This window comes from Streptomyces chartreusis (assembly GCF_008704715.1).
Lineage (GTDB): Bacteria > Actinomycetota > Actinomycetes > Streptomycetales > Streptomycetaceae > Streptomyces > Streptomyces chartreusis.
Window position 1 is genome coordinate 5,002,168 of sequence record NZ_CP023689.1, and the last position, 17,166, is coordinate 5,019,333.

At 68.9% G+C, this 17,166-nt stretch carries 16 protein-coding genes; 8 read left to right on the forward strand and 8 right to left on the reverse strand.

The features are described from left to right. Window positions 1-175 precede the first annotated feature (175 nt). The 3 genes from CP983_RS21765 to CP983_RS21775 are packed head-to-tail and all read right to left on the reverse strand — an operon-like array spanning window position 176 to window position 2,206. Window positions 176-1,333, reverse strand: a complete 1,158-nt coding sequence (locus CP983_RS21765) for a cystathionine gamma-lyase (protein WP_150501260.1) — start codon at window positions 1,331-1,333, stop codon at window positions 176-178. Beyond that, on the reverse strand, window positions 1,330-1,821 hold the full coding sequence (locus CP983_RS21770) for a low molecular weight protein-tyrosine-phosphatase (RefSeq protein ID WP_107905000.1): 492 nt from the start codon (window positions 1,819-1,821) through the stop codon (window positions 1,330-1,332). Before CP983_RS21770 ends, CP983_RS21765 begins: the two co-directional genes overlap by 4 nt. 7 nt (window positions 1,822-1,828) lie before the next feature. Next, window positions 1,829-2,206 (reverse strand): phage holin family protein, encoded by a 378-nt coding sequence (locus CP983_RS21775; RefSeq protein WP_030957564.1) that lies wholly within the window; start codon window positions 2,204-2,206, stop codon window positions 1,829-1,831. A gap of 60 nt (window positions 2,207-2,266) precedes the next feature. Here CP983_RS21775 and CP983_RS21780 point away from each other — a divergent pair, with 60 nt between their 5' ends. The 4 genes from CP983_RS21780 to CP983_RS21795 all read left to right on the forward strand — a co-directional run bounded on the left by CP983_RS21780 (window position 2,267) and on the right by CP983_RS21795 (window position 4,551). Next, window positions 2,267-2,584 carry a cupin domain-containing protein gene (locus CP983_RS21780; protein ID WP_107905001.1) on the forward strand — a complete coding sequence of 106 codons (318 nt, stop codon included), beginning with the start codon at window positions 2,267-2,269 and terminating at the stop codon, window positions 2,582-2,584. A gap of 162 nt (window positions 2,585-2,746) precedes the next feature. Continuing rightward, complete coding sequence (locus CP983_RS21785) at window positions 2,747-2,959, forward strand: DUF5326 family protein (RefSeq protein WP_030820182.1); 213 nt, start codon at window positions 2,747-2,749, stop codon at window positions 2,957-2,959. A gap of 196 nt (window positions 2,960-3,155) precedes the next feature. Continuing rightward, window positions 3,156-4,016, forward strand: a complete 861-nt coding sequence (locus CP983_RS21790) for an IclR family transcriptional regulator (RefSeq protein WP_189749027.1) — start codon at window positions 3,156-3,158, stop codon at window positions 4,014-4,016. Window positions 4,017-4,113: 97 nt separating this feature from the next. Then, window positions 4,114-4,551 carry an SsgA family sporulation/cell division regulator gene (locus CP983_RS21795; protein ID WP_030957553.1) on the forward strand — a complete coding sequence of 146 codons (438 nt, stop codon included), beginning with the start codon at window positions 4,114-4,116 and terminating at the stop codon, window positions 4,549-4,551. Between the two features lie 231 nt (window positions 4,552-4,782). Here the strand turns inward: CP983_RS21795 and CP983_RS21800 are convergent, their stop codons facing one another. Next, window positions 4,783-6,432, reverse strand: a complete 1,650-nt coding sequence (locus CP983_RS21800) for a YibE/F family protein (RefSeq protein WP_373309886.1) — start codon at window positions 6,430-6,432, stop codon at window positions 4,783-4,785. 523 nt (window positions 6,433-6,955) lie between these two features. On the opposite strand from CP983_RS21800, the gene thiC reads away from it, so the two are divergent. Next, window positions 6,956-8,758, forward strand: a complete 1,803-nt coding sequence (gene thiC, locus CP983_RS21805; RefSeq protein WP_150501261.1) for a phosphomethylpyrimidine synthase ThiC — start codon at window positions 6,956-6,958, stop codon at window positions 8,756-8,758. Window positions 8,759-9,019: 261 nt separating this feature from the next. Here thiC and CP983_RS21810 read toward each other — a convergent pair whose 3' ends face one another. The 3 genes from CP983_RS21810 to CP983_RS21820 all read right to left on the reverse strand — a co-directional run bounded on the left by CP983_RS21810 (window position 9,020) and on the right by CP983_RS21820 (window position 12,509). After that, on the reverse strand, window positions 9,020-9,889 hold the full coding sequence (locus CP983_RS21810; protein ID WP_150501263.1) for a hypothetical protein: 870 nt from the start codon (window positions 9,887-9,889) through the stop codon (window positions 9,020-9,022). Between the two features lie 193 nt (window positions 9,890-10,082). Further along, entirely contained in the window at window positions 10,083-11,156 is a 1,074-nt protein-coding gene (locus CP983_RS21815; protein ID WP_150501265.1) for a metallophosphoesterase, read from the reverse strand. Window positions 11,157-11,396: 240 nt separating this feature from the next. After that, window positions 11,397-12,509: a LacI family DNA-binding transcriptional regulator gene (locus CP983_RS21820; protein ID WP_150501267.1), complete on the reverse strand. Its 1,113-nt coding sequence runs from the start codon at window positions 12,507-12,509 to the stop codon at window positions 11,397-11,399. Window positions 12,510-12,962: 453 nt separating this feature from the next. Between CP983_RS21820 and hisC the strand changes: the two genes are divergently transcribed. Then, a complete protein-coding gene (gene hisC / locus CP983_RS21825) occupies window positions 12,963-14,042 on the forward strand; it encodes a histidinol-phosphate transaminase (protein WP_107905005.1) in 1,080 nt (359 codons plus the stop codon). Between the two features lie 48 nt (window positions 14,043-14,090). On the opposite strand, the gene CP983_RS21830 is transcribed toward hisC, so the two are convergent. Further along, window positions 14,091-14,483 carry a cyclophilin-like fold protein gene (locus CP983_RS21830; protein ID WP_107905006.1) on the reverse strand — a complete coding sequence of 131 codons (393 nt, stop codon included), beginning with the start codon at window positions 14,481-14,483 and terminating at the stop codon, window positions 14,091-14,093. Window positions 14,484-14,625: 142 nt separating this feature from the next. Between CP983_RS21830 and CP983_RS21835 the strand changes: the two genes are divergently transcribed. Next, window positions 14,626-16,134, forward strand: coding sequence for a cytochrome ubiquinol oxidase subunit I (locus tag CP983_RS21835; protein WP_150501269.1), 1,509 nt, complete (start codon window positions 14,626-14,628; stop codon window positions 16,132-16,134). A gap of 20 nt (window positions 16,135-16,154) precedes the next feature. Then, window positions 16,155-17,159 (forward strand): cytochrome d ubiquinol oxidase subunit II, encoded by a 1,005-nt coding sequence (gene cydB, locus CP983_RS21840; RefSeq protein WP_150501271.1) that lies wholly within the window; start codon window positions 16,155-16,157, stop codon window positions 17,157-17,159. The last annotated feature ends 7 nt before the right edge of the window (window positions 17,160-17,166 follow it).

Genomic DNA, 17,166 nt, shown 5'->3' on the forward strand with positions numbered 1-17,166 from the left:
AATAAGTCGATAGGTCTCTGTCGCTACTGTGATTGGACACTGACACAGAGTCAACTAGCCTTGTTCGCGCGGTTCTTCGCGCGCGGAACCGAGGGCGGTCCGAGCCACGAGGGGGGAGGCTCGGACCGCCCGTTCGACGTATCGCACCGTCGACGGGCACAGGGTCAGGCCCGGTTCACCCGGCCGATGCGTCCAACGCCCGCAAAGCATCGGCCACCAGATCCTCCGGATCCTCCGCGCCGACCGACATGCGGATGAAGCCCTCCGGTACGGCGTCGCCGCCCCAGCGGCCGCGCCGCTCGGCCGTGGAGCGCACTCCGCCGAAGCTGGTCGCGTCGTCGACGAGCCGCAAGGTGTCCAGGAAGCGCTCGGCACGCGCGCGCGTGGGCAGTGTGAAGGACACCACGCACCCGAAGCCGCGCATCTGCCGCGAGGCGATCGCGTGCGAGGGGTCGGCGGGCAGCCCCGGATAGCGCACCCCGAGCTCTTCCGGCCAGTCCCGCAACGCCTCGGCGACCGCGAGGGCGTTGGCGCTCTGCCGCTCCACACGCAGGTGGAGCGTGGCGAGGGAACGATGGGCCAGCCAGGCCTCCATGGGCCCCGGAATCGCCCCGACGATCTTGCGCCACCGCCGCACCGCGGACATGGCCTCGGAGTCGCGGCCCGTGACGTACCCCAGCAGCAGGTCACCGTGCCCCGTCAGCTGCTTGGTGCCGCTGGCCACCGAGAAGTCGGCGCCGAGTTCCAGCGGGCGCTGCCCGAGCGGCGTCGCGAGCGTGTTGTCGACGGCGACGAGAGCGCCACGCGCGTGTGCCTCCGAGGCGAGCCGCCGGATGTCGCACACGTCGAGACCGGGGTTGGACGGCGTCTCGATCCACAGCAGTTTCGCGCCGTCCAGGACGTCGAGCTGGGCGTCCCCGCCGGTCGGCGCGGTGCGCACCTCGATGCCGTACGCCTCCAACTGCGCGCGCACCAGGGGCAGCGCCTGATAGCCGTCGCCGGGCAGGACGACCGCGTCCCCGGACCGCAGCCGGGAGAAGAGCACCGAGGAGATTGCGGCCATGCCGGAGGCGAAGACCAGCGTCTCGACGCCGTCCTCCCCCGGCGCCTCCAGCTCGCCGACGGCGCGCTCCAGAAGCGTCCAGGTCGGGTTCTCGTCCCGTCCGTAGGTGTACGGCCCTGTCGGCTCGCCCGGCAGGTGGAAGTGGGCGGCGAACACCGGACCCGGCAGGGTCGGCTCGTACTTGACCGGCTCGGGCAGGCCCGCCCGCACCGCGCGCGTGCCATCGCCGTCGCCGCCGGAAGGCAGCCCCTGGGGGCCCGGGTCGCTCATGCCGCGTGTCCCTCCACTTGTTCACGGACGGCGGCGAGCAGGCCCGTGCTCGCCGCCTCCACCATGTCGAGGCACTCCTCGAAACCGTCCCTGCCGCCGTAGTACGGATCCGGCACGTCGAGGTCGTCGCCTGCCTCCGGGTCGTACGCACGCAGCAGCCGTACCTTCGCCGCGTCCTCGGGCGATGGAGCGAGGCGCCGCAGGGCCTTGAGATGCCCGGTGTCGAGGGCGATCACGAGGTCGAGGCGGGCGAACCAGGACGACTGGAACTGACGGGCCGTGTGACCGCCGTCATAGCCGTGCTCCTCGAGGACGGAGACCGTGCGCGGGTCCGCCGGGTCGCCCTCGTGCCAGCCGCCGGTGCCGGCGCTGTCGACCTCGACCCGGTCGTCGAGTCCGGCTTCCTCCACGCGGGCGCGGAAGACGGACTCGGCCATCGGCGAGCGACAGATGTTGCCGGTGCAGACGAAGCAGACGCGGTAGGTCATCGGGTCCTCAGTCTCCGTCGGGCAGGGCGAGGTTGAGCGCCCAGGAGACGATCGAGATGATCAGGCCGCCGAGTACGGCCGTCCAGAAGCCGTCGACATGGAAGCTCAGGTCGAGCTTGTCGGCGAACCACGAGGTCAGCAACAGCATCAGCGCGTTGACGATCAGCGTGAACAGGCCGAGCGTCAGAATGAGCAGAGGCAGGCTGAAGAGCTTGACTATCGGCTTGACCAGGAAGTTCACCAAGCCGAAGATCAGCGCGACGAGGAGCAGGGTGCCTATCTGCTTGCCCGTGCTGTCACCGGTGAGAGTGATCTTGTCGAGCAGCCAGACGGCGACCGCCAGGGCGCCCGCGTTGGCGATCGTCTTGACTACGAAATTCTTCATGTGTCTGATCGTGGCAGACGAGATCGGCCACGAGCACTGGGATGAGGGCGGACGACAGCGATGAAGGCATTCCGGCTGGACGAACTGGAGGCGGAGCGCGCCGCCAACGAGGGCGCCTACCTGCAGTTTCTACGGGAGCGGAACATGTCGGTCGGCCTGTACGCGCTCGACGCCGGCGAGCACGATCCACAGAGCCCGCACAACCAGGACGAGGTCTACTTCGTTGTGAGCGGCCGCGCCCAGATCACCGTCGGCATGGAGACCACGAACGTGGCGCGCGGCAGCGTGGTCTACGTGCCGGCCGGAGTCGCCCACAAGTTCCACCACATCAGCGAGGACCTGCGGGTGCTCGTGATGTTCTCTCCGCCCGAGAGCTGACCTTCGGCCTCGGGGTTCCCTAGGGGTTCGATCAGGGGAGGACAAGGGCTGCGAGGCCCCCGCTGGGGCACCTGCCCGTCCTAGCATCGAGTGCGGGGAATCAGAAGATTCGCCGACATCAGGACCCGGCACAGGACGGGCGGAGAGGTAAGGACGAGGGCGATGCGTGAGATCTTCGCAGGACTGCCGTGGTGGGTTAAGTGGATCGCGGTGCCGGTCATCGCCCTGGTCGTGTTCGGCGGGCTGATAGCGAGCGTGGTCGGATTCGTGATCGGACTGCTCTTCAAGGTGCTGGTCTTCGTGGCACTGGTCGGCGGACTGATCTACGTCGTACGGAAGTTCATGTCGAGCTCTTCGTCACGCAGCGACTGGTGAGGGTCGTGGGGACCGGTGGGCGGTAACAGGAATCACCGGTTCCCTCGGGCGAGGGAAGTTTCCCGGACGGGGCGACCGCGGGCGGTGGCGGGCCAATAGAGTCCGGGAAATCGACGCGGGGACCGGCCCCGCGAGTGGCGTACACCCCACCCGTGTTCCCGCACGGGCTGCCCCCCTCGCGCTACGGGAGTGACCCTTGGCCAAGGTAGACACCGCACCATCGGAACCCCACGCACCCCCGGCCCGGCCGCGCTCCTCCGTACCCCAGGTGCCGCGGCAGGCCTCCCCGGAACCCTCCGAGCCGTCGAACTCCGCGACCCTCATCGGATCCGTCCAGCGCGCGATGCGCCTGCTGGAACGCGTCGCCGAGCACGAGTACGGCGCCCCCGCCAAGCAACTCGCCCGTGAGACGGGCCTGGCCCTGCCCACGGCGTACCACCTGCTGCGCACGCTGGTGCACGAGGGCTATCTGCGCCGCGACAAGGGTCTGTTCTTCCTCGGCGAGGCCGCCGTGCGGCTGAGCAGCAGCGGAGCCGAGCAGAAACGTCGCAGCACGGTCGCCGACACCCTCGCCCGGTGCCGGGACGCCATCGGTGTGCCGGTGTACTACGCCCAGTACCGCGACGGCGAGATCGAGGTCGTGTGCGTCTCCGACACCCCCGGCAACCCGGCGGTCGAGGAATGGGCCGACTTCCGCGAGACCGGCCACGCCCACGCGATCGGCCAGTGCCTGCTGTCCCAGCTCGACGAGGACGCCCGGCGCGACCACCTGGAGCGCCACCCCGTGCAGTCCATCACCCCGTACACGGTGCGCGACGGCAGCTCGCTGCTCCGCCGCCTCGAACGGGTCCGCAGGATGGAGCCGGTGGTCGAGCGTCAGGAGTACGCGCTGGGCACGGTGTGCGCGGCGATCCCGATCACGCTGGGCACCACGGCCGCGACGATGGCCATCTCCCTGCCCGTCCAGCAGTCCGACCGACTGCTGTCGGCGGCGCGGCAGCTCCAGGAGGAGATCGGGCGGCTCCTGGGGTCACTGGCGATCTCTATCAGTATCTGAAAACTCACTCCTTGTGATCTCTCGTGTACTTTCAGCAAGATTCCACCAGGCCTGGGGTCCGGTCCCGGCCAGTCGAAGGCAACCGACGGGGTAGGCGATGCGAGAGTCCGTACAGGCAGAGGTCATGATGAGCTTTCTCGTGTCCGAGGAGCTCGCGTTCCGCATCCCGGTCGAGCTGCGTTACGAGACCTGCGATCCCTATGCGGTACGCCTGACCTTCCACCTGCCCGGGGACGCCCCGGTGACCTGGGCCTTCGGTCGCGAGTTGCTGGTGGACGGCGTGGGCAGGCCGTGCGGGGAGGGCGATGTACGCGTCTCACCTGCCGGTTCCGAGACGCTGGGCGATGTTCTGATCAGGCTTCAGGTGGGGGCCGACCAGGCGCTGTTCCGGTCCTCGGTGGCGCCGCTGGTGGCCTTCCTCGACCGCACCGACAAGCTGGTGCCGCTGGGTCAGGAGGGCGCGCTCGCCGACTTCGACGCCCATCTCGACGAGGCTCTGGACCGCATCCTCGCGGAGGAGCAGAGCGCCGGCTGAAGCGTTACGCCGGTGCGACGCGGGTTTGGCGTAACGCTTCAGCGGTGTGCAAGGGGCGCGTGGGAGCGCTCCTCGTGCGCCGGGTGTGCTTTGCGCTCCGCCGGATGGGCGAAGTCGGGCGCAGCGGTTTGAAGCCCTTCAGAGCGCCGACGTCCCGGTCGGCCGGCTGTCGCGCGGTCTGCCCCCGACTCGGATCCCGGGGCCGTCACAGCGTCCGCCGGCGCCCCCGCGTCACCGCTTCCTCCGGCGGCCTCGCCCGCCCGGCCTGGGACCCGCCTGAGCGACTCCCGGGCCCGGCTGGGCGCCCGCGGGGACCGGCTGGGCGCCGGCCGGCACCGAGCCCGTCTCCGGACGGTCGGCCGAGACCACCAGTGCCGCGAGGGCGGTGGTCACCGGTACCGACGCGACCAGGCCGATGGAGCCCACCAGCGTGCGCACGATCTCCTCCGCGACCAACTCGCTGTTGGCGACCGTGCCGACGCCGCTCTGCGCGATCGAGAAGAGCAGCAGCAGCGGCAGCGCGGCGCCCGCGTAGGCGAGGACGAGGGTGTTCACGACGGAGGCGATGTGGTCGCGGCCGATGCGGATGCCCGCCCGGTACAGCCCGCGCCAGCCCATCGTGGGGTTGGCCTCGTGCAGCTCCCAGACCGCGGAGGTCTGCGTGACCGTCACGTCGTCGAGGACACCGAGCGAACCGATGATGATGCCCGCCAGCAGCAGACCGCTCATGTCGATCGACGGATACAGCCCGTGGATGAGACCGGTGTTGTCGTCGGTGTTGCCGGTGAGCGCGGCCCAGTCGATGAACACCGAGCCGAGGATGCCGATCAGCAACAGCGAGATCAGCGTGCCGAGCACCGCGACGGATGTCCGGGCCGAGAGGCCGTGGCACAGATAGAGGGCGATCAGCATGATCGCGCTCGACCCGACCACCGCCACGACCAGCGGATTCGAGCCCTGGAGGATCGCGGGCAGGATGAAGAAGTTGAGCACCATGAAGCTGATGGCCAGCGAGATCAGCGCCATCAGGCCGCGCAGCCGGCCGACGACCACGACGGCGATGGCGAAGATGCCGGCGAGCACCGACAGCGGAACGCGCCGGTTCACATCGGTGACCGAGTACTGGAGGTCCTTCGGCGCGGAGGGCTCGTAGGCGACCACGACCTCCTGGCCCTCGTGCAACTGGCGGGACTGGTCGGGCTGCACGATCTCCGTGAACGTACGGCCCTTGTCCTTGCCGGTGTCGACCTGGATCGTCGCCTTCTTGCAGGTACCGCTGTCCTGCTGCGCCGCGGAGGAACCCTCGGCGGTGGAGGTGTCGCCGGTCGGCGGCACGCCCGAGGCGTTGACGTCCTTGCAGCTCAGCTCGACGACCTTGGTGACCGTGGCCTGCTGCGTCTGCCGGTCGAAGCCGACTCCGGTGCGCTCGTGGCCGGGGGCACCGCCCGGCCACAGCACCGCGAGACCGACCACCACCGCCGCGGCGAACGGGATCAGAACCGCCGCGATGACCTTGCGCAGATGCCGGGAGACCGGAGCCGCAGGCCCGTGGGCGTGACTGTGCGAGTGTCCGTGGCCCTGCCCGGGCCCATGCCCATGGTCGTCGTTGCCGTCACCGCCACGCCCACCGCCGCCACCGCCCTGCCCGCCGCCGGATCCGGGGCCGTGACCTTGGCCACCCCCGGCATCGGGGCCGTGACCGTGGCCGCCACCTGCATCGGGGCCGGGACGATCGCCCGGACCGGGTCCCTGCCGGTACGGGCCGCCGGAGCCGTATCCACGATTCTGCGGACCGCCGGCTCCGCTTCCGTGCTCCTGCGGACCCCCGGGCCGGGAGCCGGGTTCCTGCCAGTCGCCGGCTCCGCCCCGCGGCTCCCGCATCCCACCGGGGCGGAGGTCGTGCGCGTGCCAACCGCCGGTGTCGGTCGTGCGACCGTCGGGGACGCCCGCAGCGCCACGGTCGAATCCACCGTCGGGGGTGCTCGCCGAACCACGGCCGAATCCACCGTCGTAACCGCCTCCGGGGACGCCCGAACCCCGGCCGTCCGTACGGCCGTTGCCCCGTGCGGGGCGGTTTCCGGGGCCATTTCCGGAGCCCGAGCCGCGGGGCGGATCGGGCGGTGGGAACGGAGGCTCATGCGTCGTGGTCACCGCCCGATCATCGCAAGAACGGTGGGGGCCCTCTGTTCAGCGCGCCCGAATTGACGCTAGCGTGGTGCCACCTTTGTACACGCGGGAGCTCGGAGCACCGGGCTGAGAGGGCGCTGACCTCCGTCCCAGCGATGTTTCACATGAAACATCACTCATCGCGAGTGATGTTTCACACGAAACGTCGGCAGACGGATACCGCTGCGTCGACCGCCGAACCTGTTACCGGGTAATGCCGGCGTAGGGAGTAGGTCTCATGACCATCAAGGACGCGCGCACGCCTGCCTCCAGCCAGGACGAACGGCCCATTCAGGGCGAAACGTCCACGGAGGCCGGGAAGTCCATCGGCTGGCACAAGGCGTATGTCGAGGGCACACGCCCCGATCTGCGGGTGCCGGTCCGCCAGGTGCACCTCACCAACGGGCAGTCGGTCACGCTGTACGACACGTCGGGCCCGTATACCGATCCGGTGGCCGATACCGACGTCCGCAGGGGTCTCCCCCCGCTGCGGGAGAACTGGATCATCGCCCGCGGCGACACCGCGGAGTACGCGGGTCGTCCCGTCCGTCCCGAGGACGACGGCATCAAGCACACCTCGCCGCGCGGCGGTCTGCGCAACCTCGACGCGGTCTTCCCCGGACGTCCGCGTCAGCCCCGTCGCGGCCGTGACGGCCAGGCGGTCACGCAGCTCGCCTATGCGCGCCGGGGCGAGATCACACCCGAGATGGAGTTCGTGGCCATCAGGGAAAACGTCTCTCCCGAGGTGGTCCGTGAGGAGATCGCCGCGGGCCGGGCTGTGCTGCCCGCCAACGTCAACCACCCGGAGATCGAGCCGATGATCATCGGCAAGCGGTTCCTGGTGAAGGTCAACGCCAACATCGGCAACTCCGCGGTCACTTCCTCCATCGAGGAGGAGGTCGAGAAGATGACCTGGGCGACCCGCTGGGGCGCCGACACGGTCATGGACCTGTCGACCGGCCGCAACATCCACACGACCCGTGAATGGGTGCTGCGCAACTCCCCCGTGCCGATCGGCACGGTGCCGCTCTATCAGGCGCTGGAGAAGGTCGACGGCCGCGCCGAGGAGCTGACCTGGGAGATCTACAAGGACACGGTCATCGAGCAGGCCGAGCAGGGCGTCGACTACATGACCGTCCACGCGGGCGTGCGCCTGCCGTACGTCCCGCTCACGGCCAACCGCAAGACCGGCATCGTCTCGCGCGGCGGCTCGATCATGGCGGCGTGGTGCCTGGCGCACCACAAGGAGAGCTTCCTGTACGAGAACTTCGAGGAGCTCTGCGAGATCCTCGCGGCCTACGACGTGACGTACTCGCTCGGCGACGGCCTGCGGCCCGGCTCGATCGCGGACGCCAACGACGAGGCGCAGTTCGCGGAGTTGAGGACGCTCGGGGAACTCAACCGGATCGCCAAGCGTTTCAACGTACAGACCATGATCGAGGGCCCGGGACACGTCCCGATGCACAAGATCAAGGAGAACATCGACCTTCAGCAGGAGATCTGCGATGAAGCTCCGTTCTATACGCTCGGCCCGCTGACCACGGACGTCGCGCCGGCGTACGACCACATCACGTCCGGCATCGGTGCCGCGATGATCGCCTGGTGGGGCACGGCCATGCTCTGCTACGTCACGCCCAAGGAGCACCTGGGCCTGCCCAACCGTGACGACGTCAAGACCGGCGTCATCACCTACAAGATCGCCGCCCACGCGGCCGATCTGGCCAAGGGGCACCCCGGTGCGCAGGAGTGGGACGACGCACTGTCCGACGCCCGCTTCGAGTTCCGGTGGGAGGACCAGTTCAACCTCGCCCTGGACCCGGACACCGCACGGGAGTTCCACGACGAGACGCTTCCGGCCGAGCCGGCCAAGACGGCCCACTTCTGCTCCATGTGCGGGCCGAAGTTCTGCTCGATGAAGATCTCCCAGGACATCCGCCGTACCCATGGCGGATCCCGGGCCGAGATCGAGGAGGGCATGGCCCAGAAGTCGCAGGAGTTCGCCGCGGCGGGTAACCGGGTGTACCTGCCGATCGCGGACTGACGTCAACAGGGGGCCAGATCAGGCGTCCTGCCCCTCACGTCGGGCCTGGACGCCTGCATCGCCGAGCCGGCGTCCATGACGATGTCCCGACCCGGAGCGCCAAGCCCCCGAAGTCGGGCGTGCTGCGCCGCGGTCGGGCCTTTCGGCCGGATGTGCGCTGCCGGCTGTTCGGCTTGCGCCTCCCCGAGGAGATGTCCCCGGGGTTCCCGCGAGGAGGTCCCCTGACGGGGCCTTCTCACGGCGGGAGCGCAAGCCGAGGGGCTACTCCGGCTGGTGTTCGGGCCCTCCGAAGTCCGGGCTCGTGTAGTCCGGGCTCGTGTAGCTCGGACGCGGGCCCGGGACGGCGCCGTTGTCCGGGCTGCTGAAACCCGGACGGCCGTAGCCGAGGTTCGGGATGCGGCCGGCCGGTGTCGTCGGCGGCGTGCGGTGCAGGGCCGCCGCCGTGCCGGGGTCGGCGAGTGCCTCCCGAAGGAAAGGCAGGACGCCGCGCTCCAGCAGGGCATCGCGCCAGGCTTCCCTGGCCCGGGTCACCTCTTCGCTCAGTTCGCCGTACGGCCCCGAGTCGAAGGCCGGCCGGTTGCGCAGGGCGGTGAGCAGGAGTCCGACGGCGGCGACGAGAATCGCGGCCGCCGCGATGGCGCCGAACACCCATCCGGTGGTGAGCATCGTCTGGGCGAACGCCGGCTCGGGGTTGAGCATCTTCAGGATGTAGCCGACGAGCAGGAAGATCGCCGCGGCGGTGCCCGCGAGGACGGGTGCCAGCACGGCGACCACGGCGACTATGCCGGGGCCGGCCGTCTCGGCGACTTCTCCCATGGTGGTGGCGAGCCCCATCGCGCCTGTGCCCGACTCGGAGGAGCCGGACTCGCGGCTGGACGACGGGGTGGACGGCGCCGGCTGGCGCAGTTCCTCGCGGACCTTCACGTAGTGCTGGTACTCGGTCGCCGCGGCCGCCGTGATGAGTGCGGTGGCGTTCAGCGCCATGGTGCGCAGCTGTTCGGGGTTGAGCCGCTGTCCCACAGCGGCCAGTTCCGGGCGGTGTGGTGCGGAGCGCAGCGCCTCGTCGAGGATCCGCTCGTACTCTTGGCGGTCCTCGCTGTGCAGGTGCTGCGGAACGCTGTTCATGTGCATCCCCCGATGCTCCGTAGGGCTTGGGGCTCGCATGCCAACGAGCCGTCGGGCAGAAACGGAGGGGAGCCTGCTACGGATAAGCCGATGGTAGAGCGGTGACGGCACACGGTGACAGGGGGTTTGCCAAAATTGGGCCCTGGCCTGCGCCGTCCTCCGTCCCTGCGTGATGGGGGGTCGTCTGCCCGGTGAACGTTCAGATATCCAGGGGAAGTTGCTGGACCAGCAGCTTTCCGGCCATGGTCACGCCGCCGTCCATCGCGATGGCGAGCCCTTCGGCGTAGAGGTGCGGCCCCTCGACCAGCGGCCCGCCGTTGTCCTCGCCCTCCTCGGAGCCGACCTCGCCCAGCAGATACGGAATGGGGCTGTGACCGTGAACGATGCGGGTGCCGCCGTACGTATCGAGCAGCGAGCGGACATGGTCCGGGCCGCCCTCGTCGCGGAAGGAGAAGCGCTTGGTGAACTTGCGGAAGAGGTCCCAGACCTCGTCGGCGTCGTTGCGCGTGAGTGTCTCGCGGACGGTGTCGTTGACCGCTTCGATCGAGTCGCCGTAGTCGAGATAGGCGGTGGTGTCCGAGTGCACCAGCAGATGCCCGTCGACCTCCTCCATGGCGTCCAGCCGGGACATCCACTGGAGGTGGTGGTCCTGGAGGCGGTCCATGTCGGTCTTCTGGCCGCCGTTGAGCAGCCAGGCGGCCTGGAAGGTGGCGGTGCCCGCGCCGGAGTTGACGGGGGTGTCGCCGAAGCGCTTGGCGCCGAGCAGCAGCAGCTCATGGTTGCCCATGAGGGCCTTGCAGTAGCCGCCGGCCGCCGCGGCCTCGGCGGACAGCCGCATCACGAGGTCGATGACGCCGATGCCGTCCGGGCCGCGGTCAGTGAAGTCGCCGAGGAACCACAGCCGTGCGGTGCCCGCGCACCAGTTCCCCGCCGAGTCGATCAGGCCCTTCTCCTGGAGAGCGGCCACCAGCTCGTCGAGATAGCCGTGCACGTCACCGACGACGAACAGCGCACCGGAGCCGCTGTTCGGCTGCTCGTCCGGCAGGGAGGCGGGGTCGACATGCACCTGGACAGTGTCGCCGCGATTGATGACCGGCAGGTCGCGCTGCGTGGGCGTGTACCCCTCGGGATACTTCTCCTCGGCGGGCGGGGCGACGTCGCCCGGGTGCGTGCTGGCGTACGGACCGGTCTCGTGGACGTAAGCGGGTACCCGGAAGTCGCGCAACGTCGCCGTGCGCTCCACCTCGGGTCCCTGACCGGCCCCCTGAGTCATCAGACCCCTCCACCATCACGCCGCATCTGCACCGCATCGGACTGCCTGGTCGCAGCGGCCCGCGGTGTCGTGGGCCCATCATAGGAATGCCGATCGCGCCATGTGATGACCCAGGGGTGGTGAATCGGAGCAGGACTGCTGTTCACCGCGGCTTTCGCCCCGATTGGGCAGGGCTTCTACCACTCGACGACCGCGCCCTGCCCGCCCCCCGACCTGCTTCTGCGGTCCTTCGGCGTGCGCCTAGCGATCCTCGGGAGACCGCGGCGGACTGACCGTCGTGCGCGGCGGACGTCGCTGGGACGAGGTACGCACGATCAACTCCGTCGGTATCACCTGCTCGACCGGCTGGTCCGAGTCGACCCCCTCGATGGCGTCGATGAGGAGCTGGACCACGGCCGTGCCGATGCGGCGGGGCTTCAGCGAGAGCGTGGTGATGGGCGGCTCGGTGTTGGCGTACACCGTGGACTCGCTGCAGCACACCAGAAGCAGGTCGTCCGGTACGCGCAGGCCGTAGCGGCGGGCGGCGGCGAGCAGGTCGGTGCCGTTCGGGTCGAACAGTCCGTAGACCGCGTCGGGCCGGTCGGGCCTGGCGAGCAGCCGGTCGGCGGCGACGGCGCCCGCGCACGGGTCGTGCGCCGGGTACGCCTCGTACACGGGGTCCTGTCCGACCCGTTCGCACCAGCGCAGATACGCCGTGGTCGACAGATGCGTGTAGGTGTCCGTCGTGGTGCCGGTCAGCAGACCGATCCGGCGGGCGCCCGCGTCGGCCAGGTGGTCGAGGATGCCCATCACGGCGGCCTCGTGGTCGTTGTCGACCCAGGCCGTGACCGGGAGCGAACCGGCGGGACGTCCGTCGGAGACGACCGGGAGGCCCTGTCTGACGAGTTCGCTGACGACCGGGTCCTGGTCGGACGGGTCGATGACCACCGTGCCGTCGAGGGCGACGTTCGACCACACGTCGTGGCGCGAGGTCGCGGGGAGGATCACGAGGGCGTAGCCGCGGGCGAGCGCGGCCGAGGTGGCCGCCCGGGCCATCTCGGCGAAGTACGCGAACTCCGTGAAGGTGAAAGGTTCATCCCCGTACGTCGTCACGGTCAGGCCGATGAGTCCCGACTTGCCGGTGCGGAGTGTCCGGGCCGCGGCCGAGGGCCGGTAGCCGAGGCGGTCGGCGACCTCGCGGACATGGCGGCGGGTGGCGTCGGGGAGCCGGCCCTTTCCGTTGAGGGCGTCGGAGACGGTCGTGATGGAGACTCCGGCGGCGGCCGCCACGTCTCTGATGCCCGCCCGACCGGGTCGACTGCCTCGACGTGAGGTTTCCGCGCGGCTCACCTGGTGCTTCCCTGCTGCTGTCATGGCGAGCCGATAGTAGGGCTCATGCGGTGGGGTAGTGCGGACGCATATGCAGTCGTTGACAGGCACGTTTCTGCAAGGTCATAGTCCGTCAGATTCCTTTGAAAGCAAGGGAGTTGAACGATCCAATGGCGAGACGTGACTTGTCGGCGCGCATGGGCCTGCCAAGTGTCCGATGTTTCGAAGAGGTCTCAACTCACCTTCACGGGGGATGCGCGCCAGGGCGCGAGCCACCGGCGCGTAGATATATGTGTGGCGCGCCCCCCGGTTCGTACGCCTTCGTGCGCCGATGCCCTTGATGCTGGTGTGACAGGTGTGATCAGCGGCCCGAGTCTGCCCCGCCCGTGGGCATCGCCTCTTCCTCACCTGTACGCATCGGCGCGGAATCCTCATAAGGTGAGAAGTATTGGAGCCGGCGGTGGTGATGGGCCGCCGGTGGTCGCGAGGAGGACTGCGGTGAGCGAGACGAGCCCCAAGCTGCGCGCCGAGCTGGAGGGTATCCCCACCTACAAGCCGGGCAAGCCCGCCGCGGCCGGTGGCCCGGTGGCCTACAAGCTGTCCTCCAACGAGAACCCGTATCCGCCGCTGCCGGGCGTGATGGAGTCCGTCACGGTGGCTGCCTCGTCGTTCAACCGCTACCCGGACATGATGTGCACGGGGCTGATGAACGAGCTGTCCGAGCGCTTCGGCGTCCCGCTCTCCCACCTGGCCACCGGCACCGGCTCGGTCGGTGTCGCCCAGCAACTGATCCAGGCCACCGCCGGCCCCGGCGACGAGGTCATCTACGCGTGGCGGTCCTTCGAGGCGTACCCGATCATCACGCAGGTCAGCGGTGCGGCCTCCGTACAGGTGCCGCTGACGTCGGACGAGGTGCACGACCTGGACGCGATGGCCGCCGCCATCACCGACCGCACCAGGCTGATCTTCGTCTGCAACCCGAACAACCCGACGGGCACGGTCGTGAAGCGGGCCGAGCTGGAGCGGTTCCTCGACCGGGTGCCGAGCGATGTCCTGGTGGTGCTGGACGAGGCCTACCGCGAGTTCATCCGCGACCCCGAGGTGCCGGACGGCGTGGAGATCTACCGCGAGCGCCCGAACGTCTGCGTGCTGCGGACCTTCTCCAAGGCGTACGGCCTCGCCGGTCTGCGCGTCGGTTTCGCGATCGCCCATGAGCCGGTCGCGGCGGCCCTGCGCAAGACGGCCGTGCCCTTCGGGGTGAGCCAGCTCGCGCAGGACGCGGCCATCGCCTCGCTGCGTGCCGAGGACGAACTGCTCGGCCGGGTCGGGTCGCTGGTGTGTGAGCGCAACCGTGTGGGCGACGGCCTGCGGGCCCAGGGCTGGACGGTGCCCGAGACCCAGGCCAACTTCGTGTGGCTGCGGCTGGGGGAGCGCACGGTCGCCTTCGCTCAGGCGTGTGAGCAGGCGGGCGTGGTGATCCGGCCGTTCCCGGGCGAGGGTGTGCGGGTGACGATCGGAGAGGCCGAGGCGAACGACATCTTCCTGAAGGTGGCGGAAGGCTTCCGCAAGGAGCTCTAGAGGCTCCGGGGGCACGGCCGGGCGGCGACAGGGGCTAGGCCGGCACGGTCAGGCGTCGATCAGTTCCACGCGGACGGGGTCGCCGTCGCGGACCGTCGCCAGCAGGCGGGCGTCGCCGTCGAGGCGGCCCAGGATGTTGCACGGGCTCGCGAGGCGGCACTCGGCGCCTCGCGAGATCGGTGTGGGTCCGTAGGGGAGGGCGAGCGCGTCGCCGTCGGTCCAGAAGGCGACTGTGCCAGGCTCGACCACCTGTTGTGCGTCCGTTTCACGTGAAACGGACACCCCTGTGTCGAAGTACACCTCCTCGCCCCAAGTGCGAGCGGTGGAGCTGAGCGGCAGGGCCTTGCCGAGGGCCTGCGCGGTTGGGGTGTCGTCGAGGGTCGCGGTGAGGTTCCCCGAGGGCCAGGAGATCCGTATCCGAAGCGGTGTCTGTGGCTGCATGCAGGCGATTCAACAATATGTTGAAGTTCCCGCCAAGGGGTTGGTCCGAACGAAGGACCCCCCGTGAGGGCCTGGAATGTCCGTGCTGCATAATTGCTTGTGAATGTGAACGCTTTCACAAGCGTATGTAAGGAGCAGCGACGTGGACCTGGCTTTGGCGCCGGAGACCCTGGCGCGATGGCAGTTCGGCATCACCACCGTCTACCACTTCCTGTTCGTCCCTCTGACGATCTCGCTGGCCGCCCTCACGGCCGGGTTGCAGACCGCCTGGGTACGCACGGAGAAGGAGAAGTACCTCAGGGCGACGAAGTTCTGGGGGAAGCTCTTCCTGATCAACATCGCGATGGGTGTCGTCACCGGCATCGTGCAGGAGTTCCAGTTCGGCATGAACTGGTCCGACTACTCCCGCTTCGTCGGTGACGTCTTCGGTGCTCCGCTCGCCTTCGAGGCGCTGATCGCCTTCTTCTTCGAGTCCACCTTCATCGGCCTGTGGATCTTCGGCTGGGACAAGCTGCCGAAGAGGATCCACCTGGCCTGCATGTGGATGGTCTCGATCGGCACGATCCTGTCGGCGTACTTCATCCTGGCGGCCAACTCCTGGATGCAGCACCCCGTCGGCTACCGGATCAACGAGGCGCGGGGACGGGCCGAGCTCACCGACTTCTGGCTGGTTCTGACCCAGAACACCGCGCTCGCGCAGGCCTTCCACACCCTGTCGGCGGCCTTCCTCACCGGCGGCGCGTTCATGGTCGGCATCTCCGCCTTCCACCTGCTGCGCAAGAAGCACATCCGCGAGATGAAGACCTCGCTGCGGCTCGGCCTGGTCACCGTCGCCGTCGGCGGTCTGCTCACCGCCGTCAGCGGTGACACGCTCGGCAAGATCATGTACGAGCAGCAGCCGATGAAGATGGCCGCGGCCGAGGCCCTGTGGGACGGCGAGAAGCCGGCGCCCTTCTCGATCTTCGCCGTCGGTGACGTCGACAAGGGCCACAACAAGGTCGCCATAGAGATCCCCGGCCTGCTGTCCTTCCTGGCCAAGGACGACTTCACCTCGTACGTCCCCGGCATCAACGACGTCAACAAGGCCGAGCAGGAGAAGTACGGTTCCGGTGACTACCGGCCCAACATTCCCGTCGCCTACTGGGGCTTCCGTTGGATGATCGGCTTCGGCATGACGTCGCTCGCCGTCGGAGTGGCCGGACTCTGGCTGACCCGCAAGAAGTTCATGCTGCCCCAGCATCTGCGGGTCGGTGAGGACGAGGTGCCGCATCTGGTGCTGCTCCCGAAGAAGGCACTCGGCCCGAAGCTGACCAAGTGGTACTGGCGCATCGCGATCTGGACCCTGGCCTTCCCGCTGATCGCCAACTCCTGGGGCTGGATCTTCACCGAGATGGGCCGCCAGCCGTGGGTCGTCTATGGCGTCCTGCGGACCCGCGACGCGGTCTCCCCCGGCGTCTCGCAGGGCGAGGTCCTCACCTCGATGATCGTCTTCACCACGCTCTACGCCATCCTCGCCGTCGTCGAGGTCAAGCTCCTCGCGAAGTACGTCAAGGCCGGCCCGCCCGAGCTGACGGAAGCCGACCTGAACCCGCCCAAGAAGATCGGCGGCGACTCCCCTGACGCCGACAAGCCGATGGCCTTCTCGTACTAGGCAGAGGGAGCTGCACTGTCATGGAACTTCACGACGTCTGGTTCGTCCTGATCGCCGTCCTGTGGATCGGCTACTTCTTCCTGGAGGGCTTCGACTTCGGGGTCGGCGTCCTCACCAGGCTGCTGGCCCGCAACCGGCCCGAACGGCGGGTGCTGATCAACACCATCGGCCCCGTCTGGGACGGTAACGAGGTGTGGCTGCTCTCGGCGGGCGGCGCCACCTTCGCCGCCTTCCCCGAGTGGTACGCCACGCTCTTCTCCGGCTTCTATCTGCCGCTGCTGCTCATCCTGGTCTGCCTGATCGTCCGGGGTGTCGCCTTCGAGTACCGGGCGAAGCGGCCCGAGGAGAAGTGGCAGCGCAACTGGGAGCAGGCCATCTTCTGGTGCTCGCTGCTCCCGGCGTTCCTGTGGGGCGTGGCCTTCGCCAACATCGTGCGGGGCGTGAAGATCGACCAGAGCCATGAGTACGTCGGCAACGTCCCCGATCTGCTCAACCCGTACGCGCTCCTCGGCGGTCTGGTGACACTGTCGCTGTTCACCTTCCACGGTGCGGTGTTCACCGCGCTCAAGACCGTGGGGGAGATCCGGGAGCGGGCACGGAAGCTGGCGCTGTGGCTCGGCCTCGTGACCGCCGTGGTGGCCGCGGTCTTCCTGCTCTGGACGCAGATCGACAACGGCGACGGGCAGAGCCTGGCTGCGCTGGTCGTGGCGGTCGTGGCGCTGGTCGCGGCTGTGGCGGCGAACCAGGCCGGGCGCGAGGGGTGGTCGTTCGCCTTCTCGGGCGTCACCATCGTGGCGGCCGTGGCGATGCTCTTCCTGACGCTCTTCCCGAACGTCATGCCGTCCTCGCTCAACGAGGACTGGAGCCTCACGGTCAGCAATGCCTCGTCGAGCCCCTACACACTGAAGATCATGACCTGGTGCGCGGTGATCGCCACGCCGATCGTGATGCTCTACCAGGGCTGGACCTACTGGGTCTTCCGCAAGCGGATCGGTACGCAGCACATCGCTGAGACCGTGCACTGAGGTGTGT

Bases quoted from the DNA above. Each gene is read 5' to 3' on its own strand.
- CP983_RS21765 (WP_150501260.1), bottom strand. From the start codon at position 1,333: ATGAGCGACCCGGGCCCCCAGGGGCTGCCTTCCGGCGGCGACGGCGAT.
- CP983_RS21770 (WP_107905000.1), bottom strand. From the start codon at position 1,821: ATGACCTACCGCGTCTGCTTCGTCTGCACCGGCAACATCTGTCGCTCG.
- CP983_RS21775 (WP_030957564.1), bottom strand. From the start codon at position 2,206: ATGAAGAATTTCGTAGTCAAGACGATCGCCAACGCGGGCGCCCTGGCG.
- CP983_RS21780 (WP_107905001.1), top strand. From the start codon at position 2,267: ATGAAGGCATTCCGGCTGGACGAACTGGAGGCGGAGCGCGCCGCCAAC.
- CP983_RS21785 (WP_030820182.1), top strand. From the start codon at position 2,747: ATGCGTGAGATCTTCGCAGGACTGCCGTGGTGGGTTAAGTGGATCGCG.
- CP983_RS21795 (WP_030957553.1), top strand. From the start codon at position 4,114: ATGCGAGAGTCCGTACAGGCAGAGGTCATGATGAGCTTTCTCGTGTCC.
- CP983_RS21800 (WP_373309886.1), bottom strand. From the start codon at position 6,432: ATGCGGGAGCCGCGGGGCGGAGCCGGCGACTGGCAGGAACCCGGCTCC.
- thiC (WP_150501261.1), top strand. From the start codon at position 6,956: ATGACCATCAAGGACGCGCGCACGCCTGCCTCCAGCCAGGACGAACGG.
- CP983_RS21810 (WP_150501263.1), bottom strand. From the start codon at position 9,889: ATGCACATGAACAGCGTTCCGCAGCACCTGCACAGCGAGGACCGCCAA.
- CP983_RS21815 (WP_150501265.1), bottom strand. From the start codon at position 11,156: ATGACTCAGGGGGCCGGTCAGGGACCCGAGGTGGAGCGCACGGCGACG.
- CP983_RS21820 (WP_150501267.1), bottom strand. From the start codon at position 12,509: ATGACAGCAGCAGGGAAGCACCAGGTGAGCCGCGCGGAAACCTCACGT.
- CP983_RS21830 (WP_107905006.1), bottom strand. From the start codon at position 14,483: ATGCAGCCACAGACACCGCTTCGGATACGGATCTCCTGGCCCTCGGGG.
- cydB (WP_150501271.1), top strand. From the start codon at position 16,155: ATGGAACTTCACGACGTCTGGTTCGTCCTGATCGCCGTCCTGTGGATC.